The organism is uncultured Paracoccus sp., from assembly GCF_945915435.1.
In the GTDB taxonomy this organism is placed as follows: Bacteria; Pseudomonadota; Alphaproteobacteria; order Rhodobacterales; family Rhodobacteraceae; genus Paracoccus.
This window is the reverse complement of the sequence record NZ_CAMEFG010000041.1, coordinates 1-17,076: the sequence shown is the minus strand read 5'-3', so window position 1 is coordinate 17,076 and position 17,076 is coordinate 1. Positions and strand designations below refer to the sequence as shown.

General features: G+C 65.2%; 19 protein-coding genes. 12 read left to right on the top strand and 7 right to left on the bottom strand.

Annotated elements, in window-relative coordinates; all coding sequences use genetic code 11:
- Window positions 1–61 precede the first annotated feature (61 nt).
- The gene (locus tag Q0O97_RS13350) at window positions 62–1,282 is read right to left on the bottom strand and encodes an acyl-CoA dehydrogenase (RefSeq protein WP_294930133.1); all 1,221 of its coding nucleotides are present in this window, start codon (window positions 1,280–1,282) and stop codon (window positions 62–64) included.
- A gap of 112 nt (window positions 1,283–1,394) precedes the next feature.
- On the opposite strand from Q0O97_RS13350, the gene Q0O97_RS13345 reads away from it, so the two are divergent.
- A complete protein-coding gene (locus Q0O97_RS13345) occupies window positions 1,395–2,297 on the top strand; it encodes a LysR substrate-binding domain-containing protein (RefSeq protein ID WP_294930130.1) in 903 nt (300 codons plus the stop codon).
- On the opposite strand, the gene Q0O97_RS13340 is transcribed toward Q0O97_RS13345, so the two are convergent.
- The 4 genes from Q0O97_RS13340 to fliF are packed head-to-tail and all read right to left on the bottom strand — an operon-like array spanning window position 2,291 to window position 5,361.
- The gene (locus Q0O97_RS13340; RefSeq protein ID WP_294930127.1) at window positions 2,291–3,001 is read right to left on the bottom strand and encodes a flagellar type III secretion system pore protein FliP; all 711 of its coding nucleotides are present in this window, start codon (window positions 2,999–3,001) and stop codon (window positions 2,291–2,293) included. The genes Q0O97_RS13345 and Q0O97_RS13340 overlap by 7 nt on opposite strands.
- Window positions 3,002–3,006: 5 nt before the next feature.
- The gene (locus tag Q0O97_RS13335) at window positions 3,007–3,261 is read right to left on the bottom strand and encodes a FliM/FliN family flagellar motor C-terminal domain-containing protein (RefSeq protein WP_294930124.1); all 255 of its coding nucleotides are present in this window, start codon (window positions 3,259–3,261) and stop codon (window positions 3,007–3,009) included.
- Window position 3,262: 1 nt separating this feature from the next.
- On the bottom strand, window positions 3,263–3,820 hold the full coding sequence (locus Q0O97_RS13330; RefSeq protein WP_294930121.1) for a hypothetical protein: 558 nt from the start codon (window positions 3,818–3,820) through the stop codon (window positions 3,263–3,265).
- On the bottom strand, window positions 3,817–5,361 hold the full coding sequence (gene fliF, locus Q0O97_RS13325) for a flagellar basal-body MS-ring/collar protein FliF (RefSeq protein ID WP_366125260.1): 1,545 nt from the start codon (window positions 5,359–5,361) through the stop codon (window positions 3,817–3,819). The genes Q0O97_RS13330 and fliF overlap by 4 nt, the downstream gene beginning before the upstream one ends.
- 109 nt (window positions 5,362–5,470) lie before the next feature.
- Here fliF and Q0O97_RS13320 point away from each other — a divergent pair, with 109 nt between their 5' ends.
- Genes Q0O97_RS13320 through Q0O97_RS13275 form a run of 10 tightly spaced genes read left to right on the top strand, consistent with a single transcriptional unit; the run spans window position 5,471 to window position 13,452 of the window.
- Window positions 5,471–5,947, top strand: coding sequence for a flagellar basal body-associated FliL family protein (locus tag Q0O97_RS13320; protein ID WP_294930118.1), 477 nt, complete (start codon window positions 5,471–5,473; stop codon window positions 5,945–5,947).
- Entirely contained in the window at window positions 5,944–6,285 is a 342-nt protein-coding gene (locus tag Q0O97_RS13315) for a hypothetical protein (protein ID WP_294930115.1), read from the top strand. Before Q0O97_RS13320 ends, Q0O97_RS13315 begins: the two co-directional genes overlap by 4 nt.
- The gene (locus Q0O97_RS13310) at window positions 6,278–6,826 is read left to right on the top strand and encodes a hypothetical protein (RefSeq protein WP_294930112.1); all 549 of its coding nucleotides are present in this window, start codon (window positions 6,278–6,280) and stop codon (window positions 6,824–6,826) included. The genes Q0O97_RS13315 and Q0O97_RS13310 overlap by 8 nt, the downstream gene beginning before the upstream one ends.
- 12 nt (window positions 6,827–6,838) lie before the next feature.
- The gene (motA, locus tag Q0O97_RS13305; RefSeq protein ID WP_294930109.1) at window positions 6,839–7,705 is read left to right on the top strand and encodes a flagellar motor stator protein MotA; all 867 of its coding nucleotides are present in this window, start codon (window positions 6,839–6,841) and stop codon (window positions 7,703–7,705) included.
- A complete protein-coding gene (locus Q0O97_RS13300) occupies window positions 7,702–7,986 on the top strand; it encodes a hypothetical protein (RefSeq protein ID WP_294930106.1) in 285 nt (94 codons plus the stop codon). The genes motA and Q0O97_RS13300 overlap by 4 nt, the downstream gene beginning before the upstream one ends.
- A complete protein-coding gene (locus tag Q0O97_RS13295) occupies window positions 7,983–10,055 on the top strand; it encodes a flagellar biosynthesis protein FlhA (RefSeq protein WP_294930104.1) in 2,073 nt (690 codons plus the stop codon). The genes Q0O97_RS13300 and Q0O97_RS13295 overlap by 4 nt, the downstream gene beginning before the upstream one ends.
- Entirely contained in the window at window positions 10,052–10,801 is a 750-nt protein-coding gene (locus Q0O97_RS13290) for a flagellar biosynthetic protein FliR (RefSeq protein WP_294930101.1), read from the top strand. Before Q0O97_RS13295 ends, Q0O97_RS13290 begins: the two co-directional genes overlap by 4 nt.
- On the top strand, window positions 10,798–11,907 hold the full coding sequence (locus Q0O97_RS13285; RefSeq protein ID WP_294930098.1) for a flagellar type III secretion system protein FlhB: 1,110 nt from the start codon (window positions 10,798–10,800) through the stop codon (window positions 11,905–11,907). The genes Q0O97_RS13290 and Q0O97_RS13285 overlap by 4 nt, the downstream gene beginning before the upstream one ends.
- The gene (locus Q0O97_RS13280; protein ID WP_294930095.1) at window positions 11,904–12,287 is read left to right on the top strand and encodes a hypothetical protein; all 384 of its coding nucleotides are present in this window, start codon (window positions 11,904–11,906) and stop codon (window positions 12,285–12,287) included. The genes Q0O97_RS13285 and Q0O97_RS13280 overlap by 4 nt, the downstream gene beginning before the upstream one ends.
- A gap of 55 nt (window positions 12,288–12,342) precedes the next feature.
- Window positions 12,343–13,452 (top strand): class I SAM-dependent RNA methyltransferase, encoded by a 1,110-nt coding sequence (locus Q0O97_RS13275; RefSeq protein ID WP_294930092.1) that lies wholly within the window; start codon window positions 12,343–12,345, stop codon window positions 13,450–13,452.
- Between the two features lie 7 nt (window positions 13,453–13,459).
- Here Q0O97_RS13275 and Q0O97_RS13270 read toward each other — a convergent pair whose 3' ends face one another.
- Entirely contained in the window at window positions 13,460–14,683 is a 1,224-nt protein-coding gene (locus Q0O97_RS13270; RefSeq protein WP_294930089.1) for a response regulator, read from the bottom strand.
- Window positions 14,684–14,740: 57 nt separating this feature from the next.
- Window positions 14,741–15,976, bottom strand: a complete 1,236-nt coding sequence (gene ilvA / locus Q0O97_RS13265) for a threonine ammonia-lyase IlvA (protein ID WP_294930170.1) — start codon at window positions 15,974–15,976, stop codon at window positions 14,741–14,743.
- A gap of 130 nt (window positions 15,977–16,106) precedes the next feature.
- Here ilvA and Q0O97_RS13260 point away from each other — a divergent pair.
- A partial coding sequence (locus tag Q0O97_RS13260) for an argininosuccinate synthase (protein WP_294930086.1) occupies window positions 16,107–17,076 on the top strand: 970 nt, incomplete at its 3' end.

Sequence of the window (17,076 nt, the reverse complement as noted above, 5' to 3'; positions counted from 1 at the left end):
CTGTTTTTTCCCAAGCATTTTAACGAAATACCCCGCCGCCGCAGGGCGGCGGGGGCAGGGATCAGGCGAAGGCTTGCAGCCCCGTGACGGCGCGTCCCAGGATCAGCGCGTGGACGTCATGGGTGCCTTCATAGGTGTTGACGGTTTCCAGGTTGACCATGTGGCGCATGACCTGGAATTCCTCGGAAATGCCGTTGCCGCCGTGCATGTCGCGGGCTTGGCGCGCGATATGCAGTGCCTTGCCGCAGTTGTTGCGTTTGATCATGCTGATCATCTCGGGTGCGGCCTCGCCCTCGTCCATCAGGCGTCCGACGCGCAGGGCGGCTTGCAGGCCCAGGGTGATCTCGGTCGCCATATCGGCCAGCTTCAACTGGAAAAGCTGGGTCTGCGCCAAGGGCTTGCCGAATTGCTTGCGGTCCAGCCCGTATTGGCGCGCGGCGTGAAAGCAGAACTCGGCCGCGCCCATCGAACCCCAGGCGATGCCATAGCGCGCGCGGTTGAGGCAGCCGAAAGGTCCCTTCAACCCCTCGACATTCGGCAGCAGGGCGTCCTCGCCGACCTCGACGTTGTCCAGCACGATCTCGCCGGTGATCGAGGCGCGCAGGGACAGCTTGCCCTCGATCTTGGGGGAGGACAGGCCCTTGGCGCCCTTGTCCAGCACAAAACCGCGGATCTTGCCGCCATGCGCCTCGGATTTTGCCCAGACCACGAAAACGTCGGCGATGGGGCTGTTCGAGATCCACATCTTCGATCCGTTCAGCACATAGCCGCCGTCCGTTTTCTTTGCGACGGTGCGCATCCCGCCGGGGTCCGAACCGGCGTCGGGTTCGGTCAGCCCAAAGCAGCCGATCCACTCGCCCGCCGCCAGTTTCGGCAGGTATTTGCGGCGCTGTTCCTCGGACCCGTAGGCGTAGATCGGATACATCACCAGGCTGGATTGGACCGACATCATGCTGCGATAGCCGCTGTCCACACGTTCGACCTCGCGCGCGACAAGGCCATAGCTGACATAGCCTGCGCCGATGCCGCCGTATTCCTCGGGGATGGTGACGCCCAGCAGGCCCATCTCGCCCATTTCGGCGAAGATTGCGGGGTCGGTGCTTTCGTCGCGATAGGCCGCGATCACGCGCGGTTGCAGCTTGCCCTGCGCATAGGCGCGGGCGGAATCGCGCAGCATGCGCTCTTCCTCGGAAAGCTGGTTTTCCAGCAAAAGCGGGTCGGACCAGGTGAAGCGGGACAGTTCCGGGCGTTCCTTGGGCTTCAGCGGGGCGGTCTGGGTCATGGGCGTCCTGTCGAGCTGATATTCGGATTGTGTCTAATCTAGCCCATGAACGCCTTGCAGAAAAATGAAAAACCGTCCTTAGTTCATGATCGACGCTCATGAGGGTGGAGACATGGCCAAAGCCTACACGCCGACCCTTTCCGAATTGCAGGCCTTTGTCGCCTGCGCCCGCATGTTGTCCACGACCGATGCGGCCAAGGCGCTTGGCCTGACCCAAAGCGCGGTCAGCAGGGCGGTGATTTCGCTGGAAAACCGCATGGGTGTCGCGCTTTTCCACCGCAAGCGCCAGCGGCTGGCGCTGTCGGATACGGGGCAGGTCTTTCTGGACGATGCCGCCGCGATCCTGGATCATCTGGACCGCTCGGTCCTGCGCGCGATGGCCTTCGGGTCGAACCACGTCATCCGCCTGGCCTGCCTGCCCACGCTGGCCGAGCGGTGGCTGGTCCCGGTCCTGGCCGGTTTCGATCGGATCGCGCCGCAGATCGGTTTCGACATATCCTCGCGCCTGGACATGCCCGATCTGCATCGGTCGGGGGTGGATATGGTGATCCACCATCTTGACCAGGCCCCTGCCGGCGCCGAGGCGACCCACCTGATGGACGAATTCCTGGTCGTCGTCGCCCGTCCCGACCTTGCGCAGCAGGTTCGCGCGCAGGCGGGGGATGCCGATGCCGCGCTGGCAGGCTATCCGCTGCTGCAACAGGAAACCCGCCCGCATCTGTGGCTGGACTGGTTCGGGGTTTCGGGCATCGACCCCGTGACCATCACCAGGGGCGCGCGATTTGCGCATTTCGGGATGGTGACCAATGCGGCGCGCGCCGGGATGGGTATCGGCCTGGTGCCCGAGATCCTCGTGCGCGAAGAGATTCGTCAGGGCAGCCTGGCGCTGGCCTCGGACCGGCGGATGCAAGGCTCGACCTATGCGCTGATCCGCCAGCCCCGCCTTGCACGGCACGAGGGCGAAGAGATGCTGCGCGACTGGCTGGTCGCGCAAGGGGCCAATGCGGTTCATTGATAGCTTCGGACCAAGGCATTCGCCACCAGTTCCCATCCGCTGACGGCCGAGAAGAACGCCAGCTTGAACGGCAGCGCCACCACGGCGGGGGGCAGCATCATCATGCCCATCGACATCAGGATCGCTGAAACAACCAGGTCGATGATCAGGAAGGGCAGGGCGATGAGAAAGCCGACCTCGAAGGCGCGCTGGATCTCGCTGATCAGGAAGGCGGGGACCAGGACGGAAAGCTGCTGGCTGCCGCGCGCCTCGCCGGGTGCGATTTCGGACAGCGTGGCGAGGGTGCCGGGATCGGTGCGCAGCTCGATGAAGGCGCGGATGGGCGGGATGCCCCTGGCGATGGCCTCTTCCATCGTGATCAGGCCATCGCGCAGCGGTTGGCCGGCCAGCATCCAGACATCGGCAATCACGGGTTGCATCACGAACCAGGTCAGCATCAGCGAAAGGCTGACGATCAGCATGTTCGGCGGCGATTGCTGCAATCCGATGGATTGGCGCAATATCGAAAGCACCGTGACGATGAACGGAAAACAGGTCACCGTGATCACCATCGCGGGCGCCAGCGACAGCAGCGACAGCAGGACCAGCATGGTGATCGCATTCTGGCCGACCCCGCCGATGGCCTGATCCAGCCCGCCCATTCCCTGCGCATGGGCCGGCAAAGACGACAGGATCAGGATCGCAAGGGCCGGCAGGTGCCGCATCGCCATTACTCCTGCAAGGATCGGGTGATGCGCAGGCAAAGGGCGTTTTCGTCGCCCTCGCTGGTGCTTAGCTCGCCATAGGCGATGACCTTGTCGGCGACGCAGATCTCGACCCCGTCGTCGATGCTTCGGTCCAGGGCGATGACGTCATCGACCCTGAGCCGCGAGATTTCGGCCACCGACATCTTCAATGCGCCAAGCCGGACCGATATTTCCACCTGGATCATGTCGGTGGAAATGAGTTTAGAGATATCGTTCATGCTAGGTTTCCCCCTGACGGTTCTTCAGAATATTCCTGATAAAGGCGGCATGGCCGTCGATGTCGATCGAACTGCGGCCATTGTCCGCGACGATGCTGACGGCGAAACCTTCCTCTTCCACGGTCTGGATCGTGGCGGAAAGCGACGGGTTTTCCTGGATGATCCGGTCGACCTGTCCCTTTAGCGCGGTATTGCAACGGATCGTGAAATGCCGGTCGGGACGGTCCTTCGCCGCGCGTTCCAGTTCAAAGGTCAGTTCCTCGATCAGCTTTTCCCTGCCATGAAGCGGCACGAGTTCGTCGACGATGGCCGCCAGCGCGTGCCGGAAGGCCTGCGTGCCGGCAGCCATCTGTTCGGCACGGGCGGCCTCGTCCGCCTGCAACCCGGCTGCCACCTCTTCAAGTTGCGCGGTCAGCCGGGCCAGTTGGCTGTCCTCGGCCTGTTTGCGGCCATCCGCCAGGCCCTTGCGATAGGCGTCGTTCAGGGCGGATTGATATCCGATATCGCGAAACCCGCCCTCGGCACCGAAGCTGTCAAGCTGCAAAGCGTTCCGGATCATGCCGTATCCTCACGTTTCTCGATCCAGCCGGACAGGATCTTCATGCTTTCGTCCTGCCTGTCCCGCATCAGCTCTTTCAGCCGCGCGACCGGGTCCGGTGACGGGGCATCCATGGGCACGAAGTCGATTTCGGGCTGGGCATCGGGTGTGGCCGGTTCCTCGGCAGGAGGCAGGCCCGGCGGTGCGGCTGTCCGGTCAAGTGCCCCCCGCTCTGCATTGCCGCCGTTCTGGCTGCGTGTCAGCGCCTTCAGCACGATATAGACCAGCACGATTGCGAAAACTCCGATCAGGGCAAGCCGCAGCAGGCTGTCCAGCGCCAGCCGGTCGGCAAGCCCGCGTGTGCCGGATTCGGTGCCAAGCTGCGCCAGGTCGGCAAAGGGCATGGATTTGACGGTGATCTGGTCGCCACGCCCCTCGTCGTAACCGACGGCCGAGGCCACCAGTTCGCGCAGTGCCTGCAATTCGGGTTCGGCGCGCGGGGTGGCAGTGGTTTCGCCGTTTGCCACCGTGGCGTTGACCAGCACCGCGACCGTCAGGCGGCGCACGTCGCCGGGCTGCTTGCGCACCTCGCGCGTGATGCGGCTGACCTCGAAATTGGAACGCTGGCGCGTTTCGGACCGGGCCGAGTTGCTGGTTTCGCCATTGCTGCCCTGCCCATCGGGCAGGTTCGAGGCTGCCGATACTGCACCCGAAAGCGCATTCGTGTTGCTATCCGTGCTTTCTTCGCTTTCCTGTGAGATCAGCACCCGGTCCTGCGGATCGAAACGCTGTTCCGTCAGCAGTTCGGCTTCGGTCACCAGGTCCAGGTTCATCTCGACGATGACATTGCCCGCGCCGACATGGGCTTCCAGGATGCGTTCGACGTTGCGCTTCATCTCGGCTGCGCGGGTTTCGCTGGCGGGGTCGTCGTCCGCACCGATGACGCCGCGTTCGCTGTCGATCACCGTCACTGCCTCGGGCGACAGGCCGGGCACGCCCGAGGACACCAGGTAACGCAGCGCGCGCGATTGCGCCTGGCTGACCGCGCTGCCGCTGGTCGTCAACGTGACCGAGGCCGCTGCCGCCGAGTCGCGCCGGTAGCCGCGCCCGGTGGGCACGGCCAGGTGGACGCGCGCCGTGCGGATGTTGGGCAGCGCCAGGATGGTGCGCGCCAGCTCGCCTTCCTTGGCGCGCCAATAGGCGGCGTCGAACATCTGCGAAGTGGTGCCGAAACCCGACATGCCGTCCAGAAGCTCGTATCCGGCGCTGCCGGTGGCTGGCAGGCCCTCGCCCGCCAGCGACATGCGCAACTGGTCGCGATTACCCTCGCGCACCCAGATCGAATCGCCGCGCACCTCATAAGGCACGCCCGATCTTTCGACCGCCGCGATCACCGCCCCGGCCTGCGCGGATTCCAGCCCCGCATAAAGCAACGCCATGTTGGGGCGGCTTGCGAACCAGGAAAACGCGATGATTCCCAGGAATGTCGCCAGAAACGAGCCGCCGAGTATCAGCTTCTGCTTCAAGCTTCGCTCGCGCATATAGTCATGCAGCTTCAGCAAGGGCTTCTCCGAATCGTTTTTTTCCGTTGAAGCCCTTTTTGCACGGCCAAGATTAAGAATTGGTTAGTCCTCGGCTGATATTCCTTCGTTCATCGAACGGAGAATCACGATGAGCGAAGCAGACACCATCGACACGGTGCCCAACCCGCCGGGGAAATCGAAACGGCTGATCCTGCCCCTGTTGGCCGTGATCTGCGCCTTTGCAGGTTTTTCAGTCAGTTACATGGGGTTCTGGTCGCCCTTTCCGGCGGCGGGCCAGCGGGTCGATGCCGCGGCGGCGCAGGTCCCCGATGTCGCCTTCGTCGATGTTCCGCCCCTGATTCTCAGCCTGCCGGGCGCCGCGCCCAGAACCCTGGTCATGACCGTGAAGATCGAAGCCGAAACGGGAAAGGCCGCGCATGTCCGGCAAATGATTCCCCGCATTTCCGACGCCTTCAACGTTTTCCTGTCGGAAATCGACCCGGTGGCATTTCAAAGGCGCGGCATCCTGGAAATCATCAGGAATGAAATGATCACCCGCCTTTCCTATGCCCTGGGACCCGACAGCTTTGACGACCTGCTGATTACGGAGTTTCGAATCCAATGACGACGGACCTTATTCCCCAGTTTCTTCTGCTGGCGTTTTCGGCGGCTCTGGCGGTTTTCTGCTTTACCCTGTCGCGCAGGCTGAAGCGGCTGAACAACCTTGAAAGCGGGCTGGGCGGCGCCATCGCCGTCATGTCGAGCGAGGTGGACCGGCTTGAACGGACCATCCGCGCCGCCCAGGCGGATGTCGTCCAGGCCAAGGCCGAGCTTTCCAAGGAGGTGCAGCGCGCCAAGGAGGAACGCGCATTCTGGACGCTGCAACAGCAGTTTTCGGCCACGCCGGCGCCCACTGCCCGCCCTCGCCGCCTGCGCAAACGGGAAGGGGTGCGCGATGCCTAGCGGAATGCTTGGAAAACTGGGTGCGCTGCTGATCGTCATCGCCCTGGTCGCCGGTATCCGGCTGATGGGCGAAGGGGCGTCGCTGGATGCCCATGCCGAAGGCGCGGATCTGCTGAAAGGCTGCACCGACGTTCCCGAAGCGGTCGCGCTGGCCCAACGCCTTCAGACGCGCGCCTTGCGGATAGACCGCTACCTGCAAGAACTGGACCGCCGCAAGGCCGAGATCGGACAGGCCGAGACCCGGCTGTCGGACGTCCTGACCCGGCTGGCCGGCCAGCGCAACGCCAGCCGATCGCCCCGGCAGGACCCGGCGGCGCGCAAGGATGTGGACGAGGACATCATCCGGCTTGTCGCGGTCTATGACCAGATGAAGCCTGCCGACGCGGCGCTGGTGATTTCGAACCTTCCGCCCGAATTCGCCGCGGAACTGCTGATGCGCGTTCAGCCCGAGAACAGTGCCAGGATCATCGCGGCGGTCGAGCCGAACCAGGCGGCCATCCTGACCTCTTACATGGGATCGCGGCGCGCCCGTGGATATTAAAAGGGAATTCAGATGTTTGGTATTGTCGGAATCGCCGTTACTTTCGCGATGGTCTTTGGTGGCTATGTGCTTGCCGGTGGAAAGCTTGGCGTCATCATGCGCTCTCTTCCCTACGAGATGATGATGATCGGCGGTGCGGCGCTGGGCGCCTATCTTCTGTCGAACGATGCCTCGACCATCAAGAAGACGCTTTCGGGCCTTCGCCGTGCCTTCAGGGGCGCCCGCTGGAAAGAGCAGGACTATCAGGATGTGCTGTCGTTGCAGTTCCAACTGCTGCGGATTGCGCGCAGCAATCCGATCGAGCTTGAGGAGCATATCGAAAACCCGGCGGAATCGGCCATCTTTCAGCTTTATCCAAGGATATTGGAAAGCGCCGAGGTGGTGGCGATCATCTGCGACACGATGCGCTCGGCCAGCCTGAACTACGACGATCCCTTTCAGGTCGAGGAAATCCTGACCCGCCGCATCAACCTGATCAAGGAAGAAGAGGCCCATGTTCCCCATGCACTGCAAGGCACCGCCGATGCCCTGCCAGCGCTGGGGATCGTGGCGGCGGTGCTTGGGGTCATCAAGACCATGTCCTCGATCGATCAGCCGCCTGAAATCCTGGGAAAGATGATCGGGGGCGCGCTGGTCGGCACCTTCCTGGGCGTCTTTCTGGCCTATGGGTTCGTCGCGCCGCTGGCGCAGCGCCTGGCAAGCGTGACCAAGCAGGATCAAGCCTTTCTGGATGTGGTCAAGGCCACGCTGATCGCCGGGCTGCACCAGCACGCGACCAATCTGTGCGTCGAGGTCGGACGCCAGGCCGCGCCCGGGCATATCCGGCCGTCGTTCATCGACCTTGAAAACAGGTTGCGCGAATTGAAGAGGGCCGCATGAACGCCGTGGCGATCGCCATCCTTGCCCTGGCCCTGGCGGCGACGGATGCGCGCGCCAGTTCGAAGGACCGTTTCATCGCAGAGATGACCGAACGCCTGCTGGCCGGACGAGAGGCTCCGAAGGATCTGGAAACGCGGTTGCTGGCGCTGGAACCCGCAGAGAGGTTCGAGGTCGTCGTCTTCCTGCGCCGGTCCGGGCTGCTCAGGGGCGCGCCGCTTCCGGTCGACCGGCTGCTGGACGTTCCCACGGGTGCCGCCGCGGCGGAAGGGGAACGGCAATGATGCGCTTCATCCCCGATACATGGCGGCCGCTCTTGATAACCGGCGTGCTGGTGCTGATCGTGATGGCGATGGTGGTGCCCATTCCGGCGGGGTTGCTGGATGTGGGCATCGCGATCTCGATTTCCAGCGCGATACTGATCCTGGTGATGGCATCGCTGGTCGAGAAACCGACCGAATTCCAGGCCTTTCCGGTCCTGCTGCTGGTGTCCCTGGTCATCCGGCTGGCGCTGACGGTCTCCTCGACCCGCCTGATCCTGACCGAGGGCGACAAGGGCAAGGAAGCCGCGGGCAAGGTCATCAGCGGTTTCGCCGAATTCGTAGCGGGCGGGTCGCTGCTGATCGGGCTGACGGTCTTCGGCGTTATCACGGTCGTCAATTTCATGGTCATCACCAAGGGTTCGGGACGGATGGCCGAGGTCTCGGCGCGATTCGCGCTGGACTCGCTGCCCGGCAAGCAACTCGCGATCGACGGCGACCTGAACTCGGGCGCGATCACGCATGAAGAGGCCAAGCAGCGCCGCGTCCTGGAACAGCGCGAGATCAGTTTCTACGGTTCGCTGGACGGCGCGTCGAAATTCGTCAAGGGCGATGCGATCGCGGGCCTTGTCATCACCCTGATCAACCTCTTCGTTGGCCTGGCGATCGGGATCATGGTCCACAAGCTGCCCATGTCCGAGGCGCTCAGCACCTATTCCCACCTGACCATCGGCGACGGGCTGGTCACGCAGATCCCGGCGCTGATCACCTCGATGGCGGCGGCCTTGCTGCTGGCGCGCGGCGGCGCGACCGAGGCCACCTCGGACCTGATCTCGCGCCAGTTCAGCACCAACTGGCAGGCCCCCGCCATCGTGGCGGCCAGTATGCTGCTGATGGCTGCCGTGCCGGGCATGCCGACGGGCGTCTTTCTGGTGCTGGCACTGGTGCTGGCCGCCATCTCTTTCGCCGTCTACCGCCGGACCCAGACAGGACCAAAGGAGCAGGACCTGCCCGTGGCGGATGCCGGCGACGACGTTCCGGTCGCCCGAATCGGCGACATCCTGGACACCGACGAGATCAGCATCGAGATCAGCGCCACCCTGATCCAGTCTGCGCTGGACGAAACGCGCGGCCTTGGCGCGCGGATCACCAATCTGCGCAACCATATCGCGCGCGCCTATGGCGTCATCCTGCCCGATGTCCGCATCACCGACGGAAAGGGGCTGGCCGGGGACGAATACCTGATCCGCCTGCAAGGGGTCGTGCGCGGTCGCGGCATCCTGCGCCCGCGCGAGGTGCTTGCGCTTGGTTCGGGCGAGGCGCTTGACGGTCTGGAAGGCGAAACCGTGAAAGAGCCGGTCTACAATACCCCCGGCCTGTGGATCAGCCCCGACAGGCATGATGAGGCGGCAGTCGCGGGCATCACCGTCGTCACCCCGATGGAGGTGCTGTCGACCCATCTGCTTGAAGTCGTGCGCAAGAACCTGCCGTCGCTGCTGACGATGTCGGGGTTGCAGCGGTTGATACAGGAACTGCGCTCGGTCTCGGACGAACATCGCGCGTTGATGAACCAGCGTTTCTTCGACAGCATGATGCCCGACAAGGTTTCGCCCGAGCTGCTGCTTTATGTGCTGCGGGCGATGCTGGCCGAGCAGATCTCGGTCCGCAACCTGGTCCTGATCGTCGATGCCGTCTATGAGGCGCGCGCGGCCGAGGCGCCCGCCGCGGTCTATGAAACCGTGCGCAAGCGCCTGCGCGCCCAGATAACCGAGCAGTATTCGACCGACGATGGCCGCATCGATGTCCTGCACCTGCATCCGCAGTGGGAGGCCGAACTGACGCGGGCCGAGGCCGAGGCCAGCCGTTCCGCCCGAGGTGCGATCCTGCAATTGCAGGAACGGCTGTCCAGTGCCGTCCGCAAACAGCAGGAAAGCGCCGATGGGCCGACCCAGGCGGTCCTTGCGGTGGCCGACCACCGGCGCCGCATGGTGCGCACCATGCTGGATGCGGCGGGTGTCGGCATTCCGGTGATGGGGCTGGACGAAGTCGATCCTGCCGCCTCGGTCAGGCTGGTGGGGACGGTGGCGGCGTGAATATCGACCCGCAGATGATCCAGCCCTGGATGCTGCCGATGCTGCTGGTTTATTGCCGGATCCAGGGCTGCATGCTGGCGATGCCGGGCTTTTCCGAAAGGCTGCTGCCCGCGCGGATCAAGATCGCGCTTGCGATGGCCCTGTCGCCGCTTTTCTCTATCGGCCACGCCGCGCCCCCGGCCCCGACGCCTTTCGCATTGGCCGGGCTGGCGATGGCCGAGGTGGTGACTGGACTGCTCATCGGCGGGTTGGTCCGGCTGATCGCCTTTGCCTTGCCGATCGCGGCGACGGCGATCGCGACGACGGCCTCGCTTTCGCAGATCCTGGGTGTCGCGAATGAGTTTTCGCCCCATCCCATCGGGAACATCCTGCATCTTGCCGGGCTGGCGTTGCTGATGGCCCTGGGCTTTCCGGTCATGGTCTGCGAATTGATCGGCGAAAGCCTCGTGCTGAAACCGCTTGGCGGCTGGCCGCAGGCGGGCGCCGTGCTGCCCGCAGCCATTGCGCTGACGGCGCGCAGCTTTCTGCTGGCGATGCTGCTGGCCTCGCCCTTCATTCTTGGCGGGTTGCTGTTTCAGGGCCTGTCGGGGGTGGTCAGCAAGGTCATGCCCTCGCTTCCCATCGTCTTCATCGGCGCACCGGCGGCGATCCTGCTTGCCCTGGCCGCGCTGGCGATCCTGACCCCGGCCATACTTTCCGTCTGGGCCGAGGCCGTCATGCAATTCACCCTGCCGGACCTGAGATGAGCGAAGATCAATCCGACAAGCAATTCGACCCGACCGAGCAGAAGCTGCGGAAGGCACGCGAAAAGGGCGATGTTCCCCGCTCGACCGAGGTGAATTCGGCGCTGATGTATATCGGCTTTCTGGGGGCGCTGACGGTGGTTGGCGCCGCCGCCGTGCCCGATTGGATACGGATGACCGCCCGCGCCCTGGGGGATGAGCCTTGGGTGGACAAGGCCGGTCATTCCGTCACGGATCTGGCCTGGGCGATCGGCGGCCACGCCGCCCTTGCCACGCTGTCGGCGGTTGCGGTGATGGGGTTGTGCGTGCTGGTCGGCCTGATCGCGCAGCGTGCGATCGTGCTTTCGCCCTCGAAGCTGGCGCCAGACTTTTCCCGCATCAACCCGGTCAAGAACGCCAAGCAGAAATTCGGCAAAAGCGGGCTGGTGACCTTTCTCATATCATTCGGGAAGGCGGCGCTGGTGGCGGCGGGCGGATGGTTTCTGTTCCGCTCGCTGATGACGCTGCTGGGGAACGCGGATTACATGGCGGACCTGCAATGGATCAACGGCATCGGGGTGATCCTGCGGCGGGTGGTCATGGTCGCGGTCGCGGTTTCGGCCCTGTTCGGGATCGTTGACTTCCTGTGGAAGCGGTTCGATCACCACCGCCGCAACCGCATGTCCCGGCGCGAGATGATGGACGAACACAAGGAAAGCGAAGGCGACCCGCACATGAAGGCGTCCCGCCGCCAGAAAGGCGTCGATATCGTGACCGGGCAGATGCTGGCCGATGTCGAAAAGGCGGATGTGGTCATCGTCAACCCGACCCATTACGCGGTGGCGCTGGAATGGAAGCGCGGCAGCGGGCGTGCGCCGGTCTGCCTTGCCAAGGGCGTGGACGAGGTCGCGCGCCGCATTCGCGAACGCGCGGGCGAACACGATGTGCCGATCTGGTCGGATCCGCCCTGCGCCCGCGCCATCCATGCCGTGGTCCAGATCGGCGAGGAAATCAGGACCGAGCATTTCGCAGCCGTCGCCGCTGCGATCCGCTTTGCCGAGGCGGTCAGGAAAAAGGCGCGCGAGGGATGGGGCGCGGCCTATGGGCCGGCGAAAGGGGGCGGGCGATGAAGCGCAGGATCAAGGCGCTGGCGCAGTTGCAGCATCTGGCCCGGCTGCGCTCGGACCTGGAGATGCGCAGGTTTTCCGCCTATCGCTCCAGCGTTGCCGCCGCGCGCGACCGGATCGGGCAGATCGAGGACGAGTTGCACCAGCTTTACGAGGTGCCCGAGGCGTTCTCGATCTCGGGCGCCAGGCTGACCAATGCGCTGGCGGGCGACAGGACGCGCGCGCTGCACCGCGAGGAAGGCGAATTGCAGCGCATGCTGCCGGGGTTCGAGACTGCCCGGCAGGCCGCTATGCGCGAATTCGGCCGTGCCGAGGTCTTGCGCGAGTTGCGCCGGAACCTGGTCGCGCAGGACCGTGCGCAGCGGCAGAGGCGCGAAGAATGACGCGGCCCCGCATTGCCGCTGGCCGTTCGGGCGCGGGTCACATAAGAGAGGCCCGATGACAAGCCCGACGACATTCGAAATCTACGCGGTCGCGACCCCCGGCCTTGAGGCCCCGCTGCTGGCCGAGGCGCGGCAGGCCGGTTTCCAGGCCGGGCCGGCCGATGGCGGCATCCTGTTTCCGGGCGGCTGGCCCGAGGTCTGGCGCGCGAACCTGACCCTGCGCGGGGCGACGCGGATCCTGGTGCGGATCGGTGCCTTTCGCGCGATGCACCTGGCGCAACTGGACAAGCGCGCCCGCAAGTTTCCCTGGGCGGATTTCCTGCGTCCCGATATCGCCGTCCGGGTCGAGACGACATGCCGCAAATCCCGCATCTATCACGCGGGCGCCGCCGGGCAGCGCGTCGCGCGCGCCCTTGGGGAAGAACTGGGCGTCCCGGTGGACCCCCTTGCGCCGATCACCGTCAAGGCCCGGATCGAGGATGACCTTTGCACGATCAGCCTGGATACGACGGGCGAATCGCTGCACAAGCGCGGCTTCAAGCAGGCCGTCGCCAAGGCCCCCCTGCGCGAGACGATGGCGGCGATGTTCCTGCGCGAATGCGGCTATCGGGGGGACGAGCCGGTTCTGGATCCGATGTGCGGCTCGGGGACTTTCGTGATCGAGGCGGCCGAGATCGCGATGGGGTTGCAGCCGGGCCGTGGCCGCGATTTTGCCTTTCAGCATTTGCGCAGCTTTGACGCGGCACTGTGGCAGGGGATGAAGAAGCGCGCCGCGCCGCGCGACACCCCGCTGCTTTTCCACGGCAGCGACCGCGATTCCGGCGCGATCCGCATGGGCGCGCTGAATGCCGAAAAGGCGGGCGTTGCCGCCTGCACCCGCTTTTGCAACGTTGACATCGCCGATCTGGAACCGCCCGAAGGCCCGCCGGGGCTGGTCATCGTGAACCCGCCCTATGGCGCCCGGATCGGCAACAAGAAGCCGCTTTTTGGACTGCATGCGCGTCTTGGCCAGGTCATGCGGGAACGCTTTTCCGGTTGGCGTTTCGGCATGATCACCAGCGATGCAGCCCTTGCCCGCGCGACCGGCCTGCCCTTTTGGCCGCCCGGTCCCCATGTCGCGCATGGCGGGCTGAAGGTTCGGCTTTACCGGACCGGCACGCTGTAGCCCCCGGTCATCGCGGCGGTCCGCGCCGTTCGATCAGCAGGGCCGAGATATCGTCGCGGCGCCTGCCATGCGCGTGATCCGACAACCTCCGCGTCAGGGTGTCGAGAAAGGCGTTCCCGCCCAATGCGGCGTTGTCGCGCAGGATCGCGCGGATACCGTCCTCGCCCAGGGGAAGGCCCGCCGGGCTTTCGCATTCGGCGACCCCGTCCGAGGCGATCAGGAGGCGGTCGCCGGGGTCCAGCCGCAGGCGCAATTCCTCGAAGGCGGCGTCAGGCAGGATGCCGATGGGCAGCCCGCCGCGCCCGACCCTTTCGATCCGGCCATCGGCACGTTGCATGAAAGGGTGGGGGTGGCCCGCCTGAACCAGACGCAGGCCGCCGTCCACGCAGTCCAGATCGCCGTAAACCAGCGTATAATAGCTGTCCACGCGCAGGTCATCCAGCAGTTGACGGTTCAGCGAGCGCACGAAATCGCCGGGTGAAGGCGCCGCGCCCGGCCCCTTGCCGAACCGCGCCGCCAGCCGCGCCGTCAGCAGGGCCGAGGTAAAGCCGTGCCCCGCCACGTCCATCGCGTAGATCCCGACCCGCTGGCCGTCCAACGCGAAGAAGCCGACCATGTCGCCGCCGATATGCCCGGCGGGGCGCAGCATCAAAGACAGGCGGAAATCGCCCCAGATCTCGCTGCCCTCGCGTAACAGGCGGCGTTGCAGGGCGCGGGCTTCGCGCAGGTCGCGCTCGATGGCGGAACGGGTGTCCAGAAGGCGGTCGTCGGCGCGCTGCAACGCGGCACCGCAATCGCGGATCTGCCGTCCCATCGTCAGGATGCGCTCTGCCGTGCCAAGCCTTGCCGCCAACTCGGCCCGGCAAACCGGCGCGGCCAGGAATTCGTCCGCGCCCGCCCGAAGGCCCTGCGCGATGTCCCGGTCGCAGCCGGCCGTGGTCAGCAGGATGAAATGGCTGTCCCCCCGCGCGCGCAGGCTGCGAAACCAGCGGCAAAGCGCCAGGCCGCCCCCGCCGGGCAGGCCGCGATCCGCGATCACGATATCGGGGGGCCGCTGGATGCAAAGCGCCTGCGCCTGATCCTGGCGCGCGGCTTCGATCACGCGATGGCCCGCCCCCCGCATCATCCCTGCCAGTTCCATCCGCCGCTGGTCGCTGCCGTCGGCCAGCAGGATCAGCCGCCCCGAAACCGGCGGGGCGTTCTGGATGAAAGGGCGATTCGCGTCGTTCATGACCCGACAGATAGACCCATCCGGTGAACGGGTGGTTAAGCCGGTGCGCGAAACCGTTCAGATCAGGAATTCGGCCAGGATCTGGTCGTGGGTGATGTCGCGATAGCCAAAGCCCTGCGCGTCCAGCCGGGCGCAAAGCGCGGTCAGGTTTTCCGGGGCGCCGGTCTCGATCCCGATCAGGACCGAGCCGAAGTTGCGCGCGGATTTCTTGAGATATTCGAATCGCGCGATGTCGTCCTCGGGGCCGAGCAGTTCCAGGAAGTCGCGCAGCGCGCCGGGGCGTTGGGGCAGGCGCAGGATGAAATAGCGCTTCAGCCCGGAATAACGCTGTGCGCGTTCCTTGACCTCGGGCAGGCGCTCGAAGTCGAAATTCCCGCCCGAACAGACGCAGACCACCCGCTTGCCCCGCAGGTCGGGCAGGTCCTGCAAGACGTCGATCGACAGCGCACCGGCGGGTTCCAGCACGATGCCCTCGACGTTCAGCATGTCGAGGATGGTCTGGCAAATCCGATCCTCGGGCGCCGAGACGACCTGATCGGCGCAAAAGCCGCGCAGGGTCTGAAAGGGCAGTTCGCCGATCCGCGCCACGGCGGCGCCATCGACGAAATTGTCGACCGAGGGCAGCGTCACGGGTTCGCCTTGCAGAAGCGCGCTGCGCAGGCTGGTGCCGCCCTTGGGTTCGGCCAGCCAGAAGCGGGCCTCGGGCGCCGCTTCGCGAAACAGCCGCGCGACGCCCGAAGACAGCCCGCCGCCGCCCACCGGCAGCACGATCACGTCGGGCGCGCCGGGCAATTGATCCAGGATTTCCAGCCCGACGGTGGCCTGGCCCTCGATCACGTCGGCGTCGTCGAAGGGCGACAGGAAGCTGGCCGCGTTCTGCGCCGCATAATTCTGTGCGGCGGCCAGCGTCTGGTCGAAATAATCGCCGGTCAGCACGATCTCGATGGCGTCCCCGCCAAAGATGCGGGTCTTGGCGATCTTCTGCTGCGGCGTCGTCACCGGCATGAAGATCGTGCCCTTCGCGCCGAAATGGCGGCAGGCGAAGGCCACGCCCTGCGCGTGATTGCCCGCGCTGGCGCAGACGAAACGGCTGCCCGCCGCGCCGATCTTGCGCATCGCGTTGAAGGCCCCGCGCAGCTTGTAGCTGCGCACGGGGGTCAGGTCCTCGCGTTTGAGCCAGATCTCGGCCCCGTAGCGCGCCGAGAGGTGGTCGTTTCTCTGAAGCGGGGTCGGCTCGAAGAGGTCGCGCAGGGCGACCTCTGCCTGGCGGACGGAATCGGCAAAGTTTTCCATGATCCGGGCCATGCCGCGAAAGTCGGGAATTGGCAAGAGGGTCCGGATTTCCGGCGCGATGTTGGGCGGTTGCTCTTGTGGCAGGGGCGAATTGGGCCTATTCCCTGCCGAAATCTGAAAGGGTATCCGCATGTCCGACGCGCCGAAGAAAGTCGTCCTTGCCTATTCCGGGGGCCTGGACACTTCGATCATCCTCAAATGGCTCCAGACCGAATACGGCTGCGAGGTCATCACCTTTACCGCCGACCTGGGCCAGGGCGAGGAACTGGAACCCGCCCGCAAGAAGGCCGAACTGCTGGGCATCGCCCCCGAGAACATCCATATCGAGGACCTGCGCGAGGAATTCGTGCGCGATTTCGTTTTCCCGATGTTCCGCGCCAACGCGGTCTATGAGGGGCTTTACCTGCTGGGCACCTCGATCGCGCGGCCGCTGATTTCCAAGCGGCTGGTGGAAATCGCCCATCAGCACGGCGCCGACGCGGTGGCCCACGGCGCGACCGGCAAGGGCAACGACCAGGTGCGGTTCGAGCTTTCCGCCTATGCGCTGGACCCCGCGATCAAGGTCATCGCGCCCTGGCGGGAATGGGACCTGACCTCGCGCACCAAGCTGATCGAATTCGCCGAACAGAACCAGATCCCCATCGCCAAGGACAAGCGCGGCGAGGCGCCCTTCAGCGTCGATGCGAACCTGCTGCACACCTCCAGCGAGGGCAAGGCGCTGGAAGACCCCGCCGTCGAGGCACCCGAATACGTCCATCAGCGCACCGTTTCCCCCGAGGACGCGCCCGATCAGCCCGAATATATCGAGGTGACCTTTGAACGCGGCGACGCGGTCGCGATCAACGGGCAGGCGCTGTCGCCCGCCACGATCCTGACCGAGTTGAACGAACTGGGGCGCAAGCACGGCATCGGGCGACTGGATTTCGTCGAAAACCGCTTCGTCGGCATGAAGTCGCGCGGCATCTACGAAACGCCCGGCGGCACCATCCTGCTGGAAGCCCATCGCGGCATCGAGCAGATCACGCTCGACAGCGGCGCGGGCCATCTGAAGGACAGCCTGATGCCGCGCTATGCCGAACTGATCTATAACGGCTTCTGGT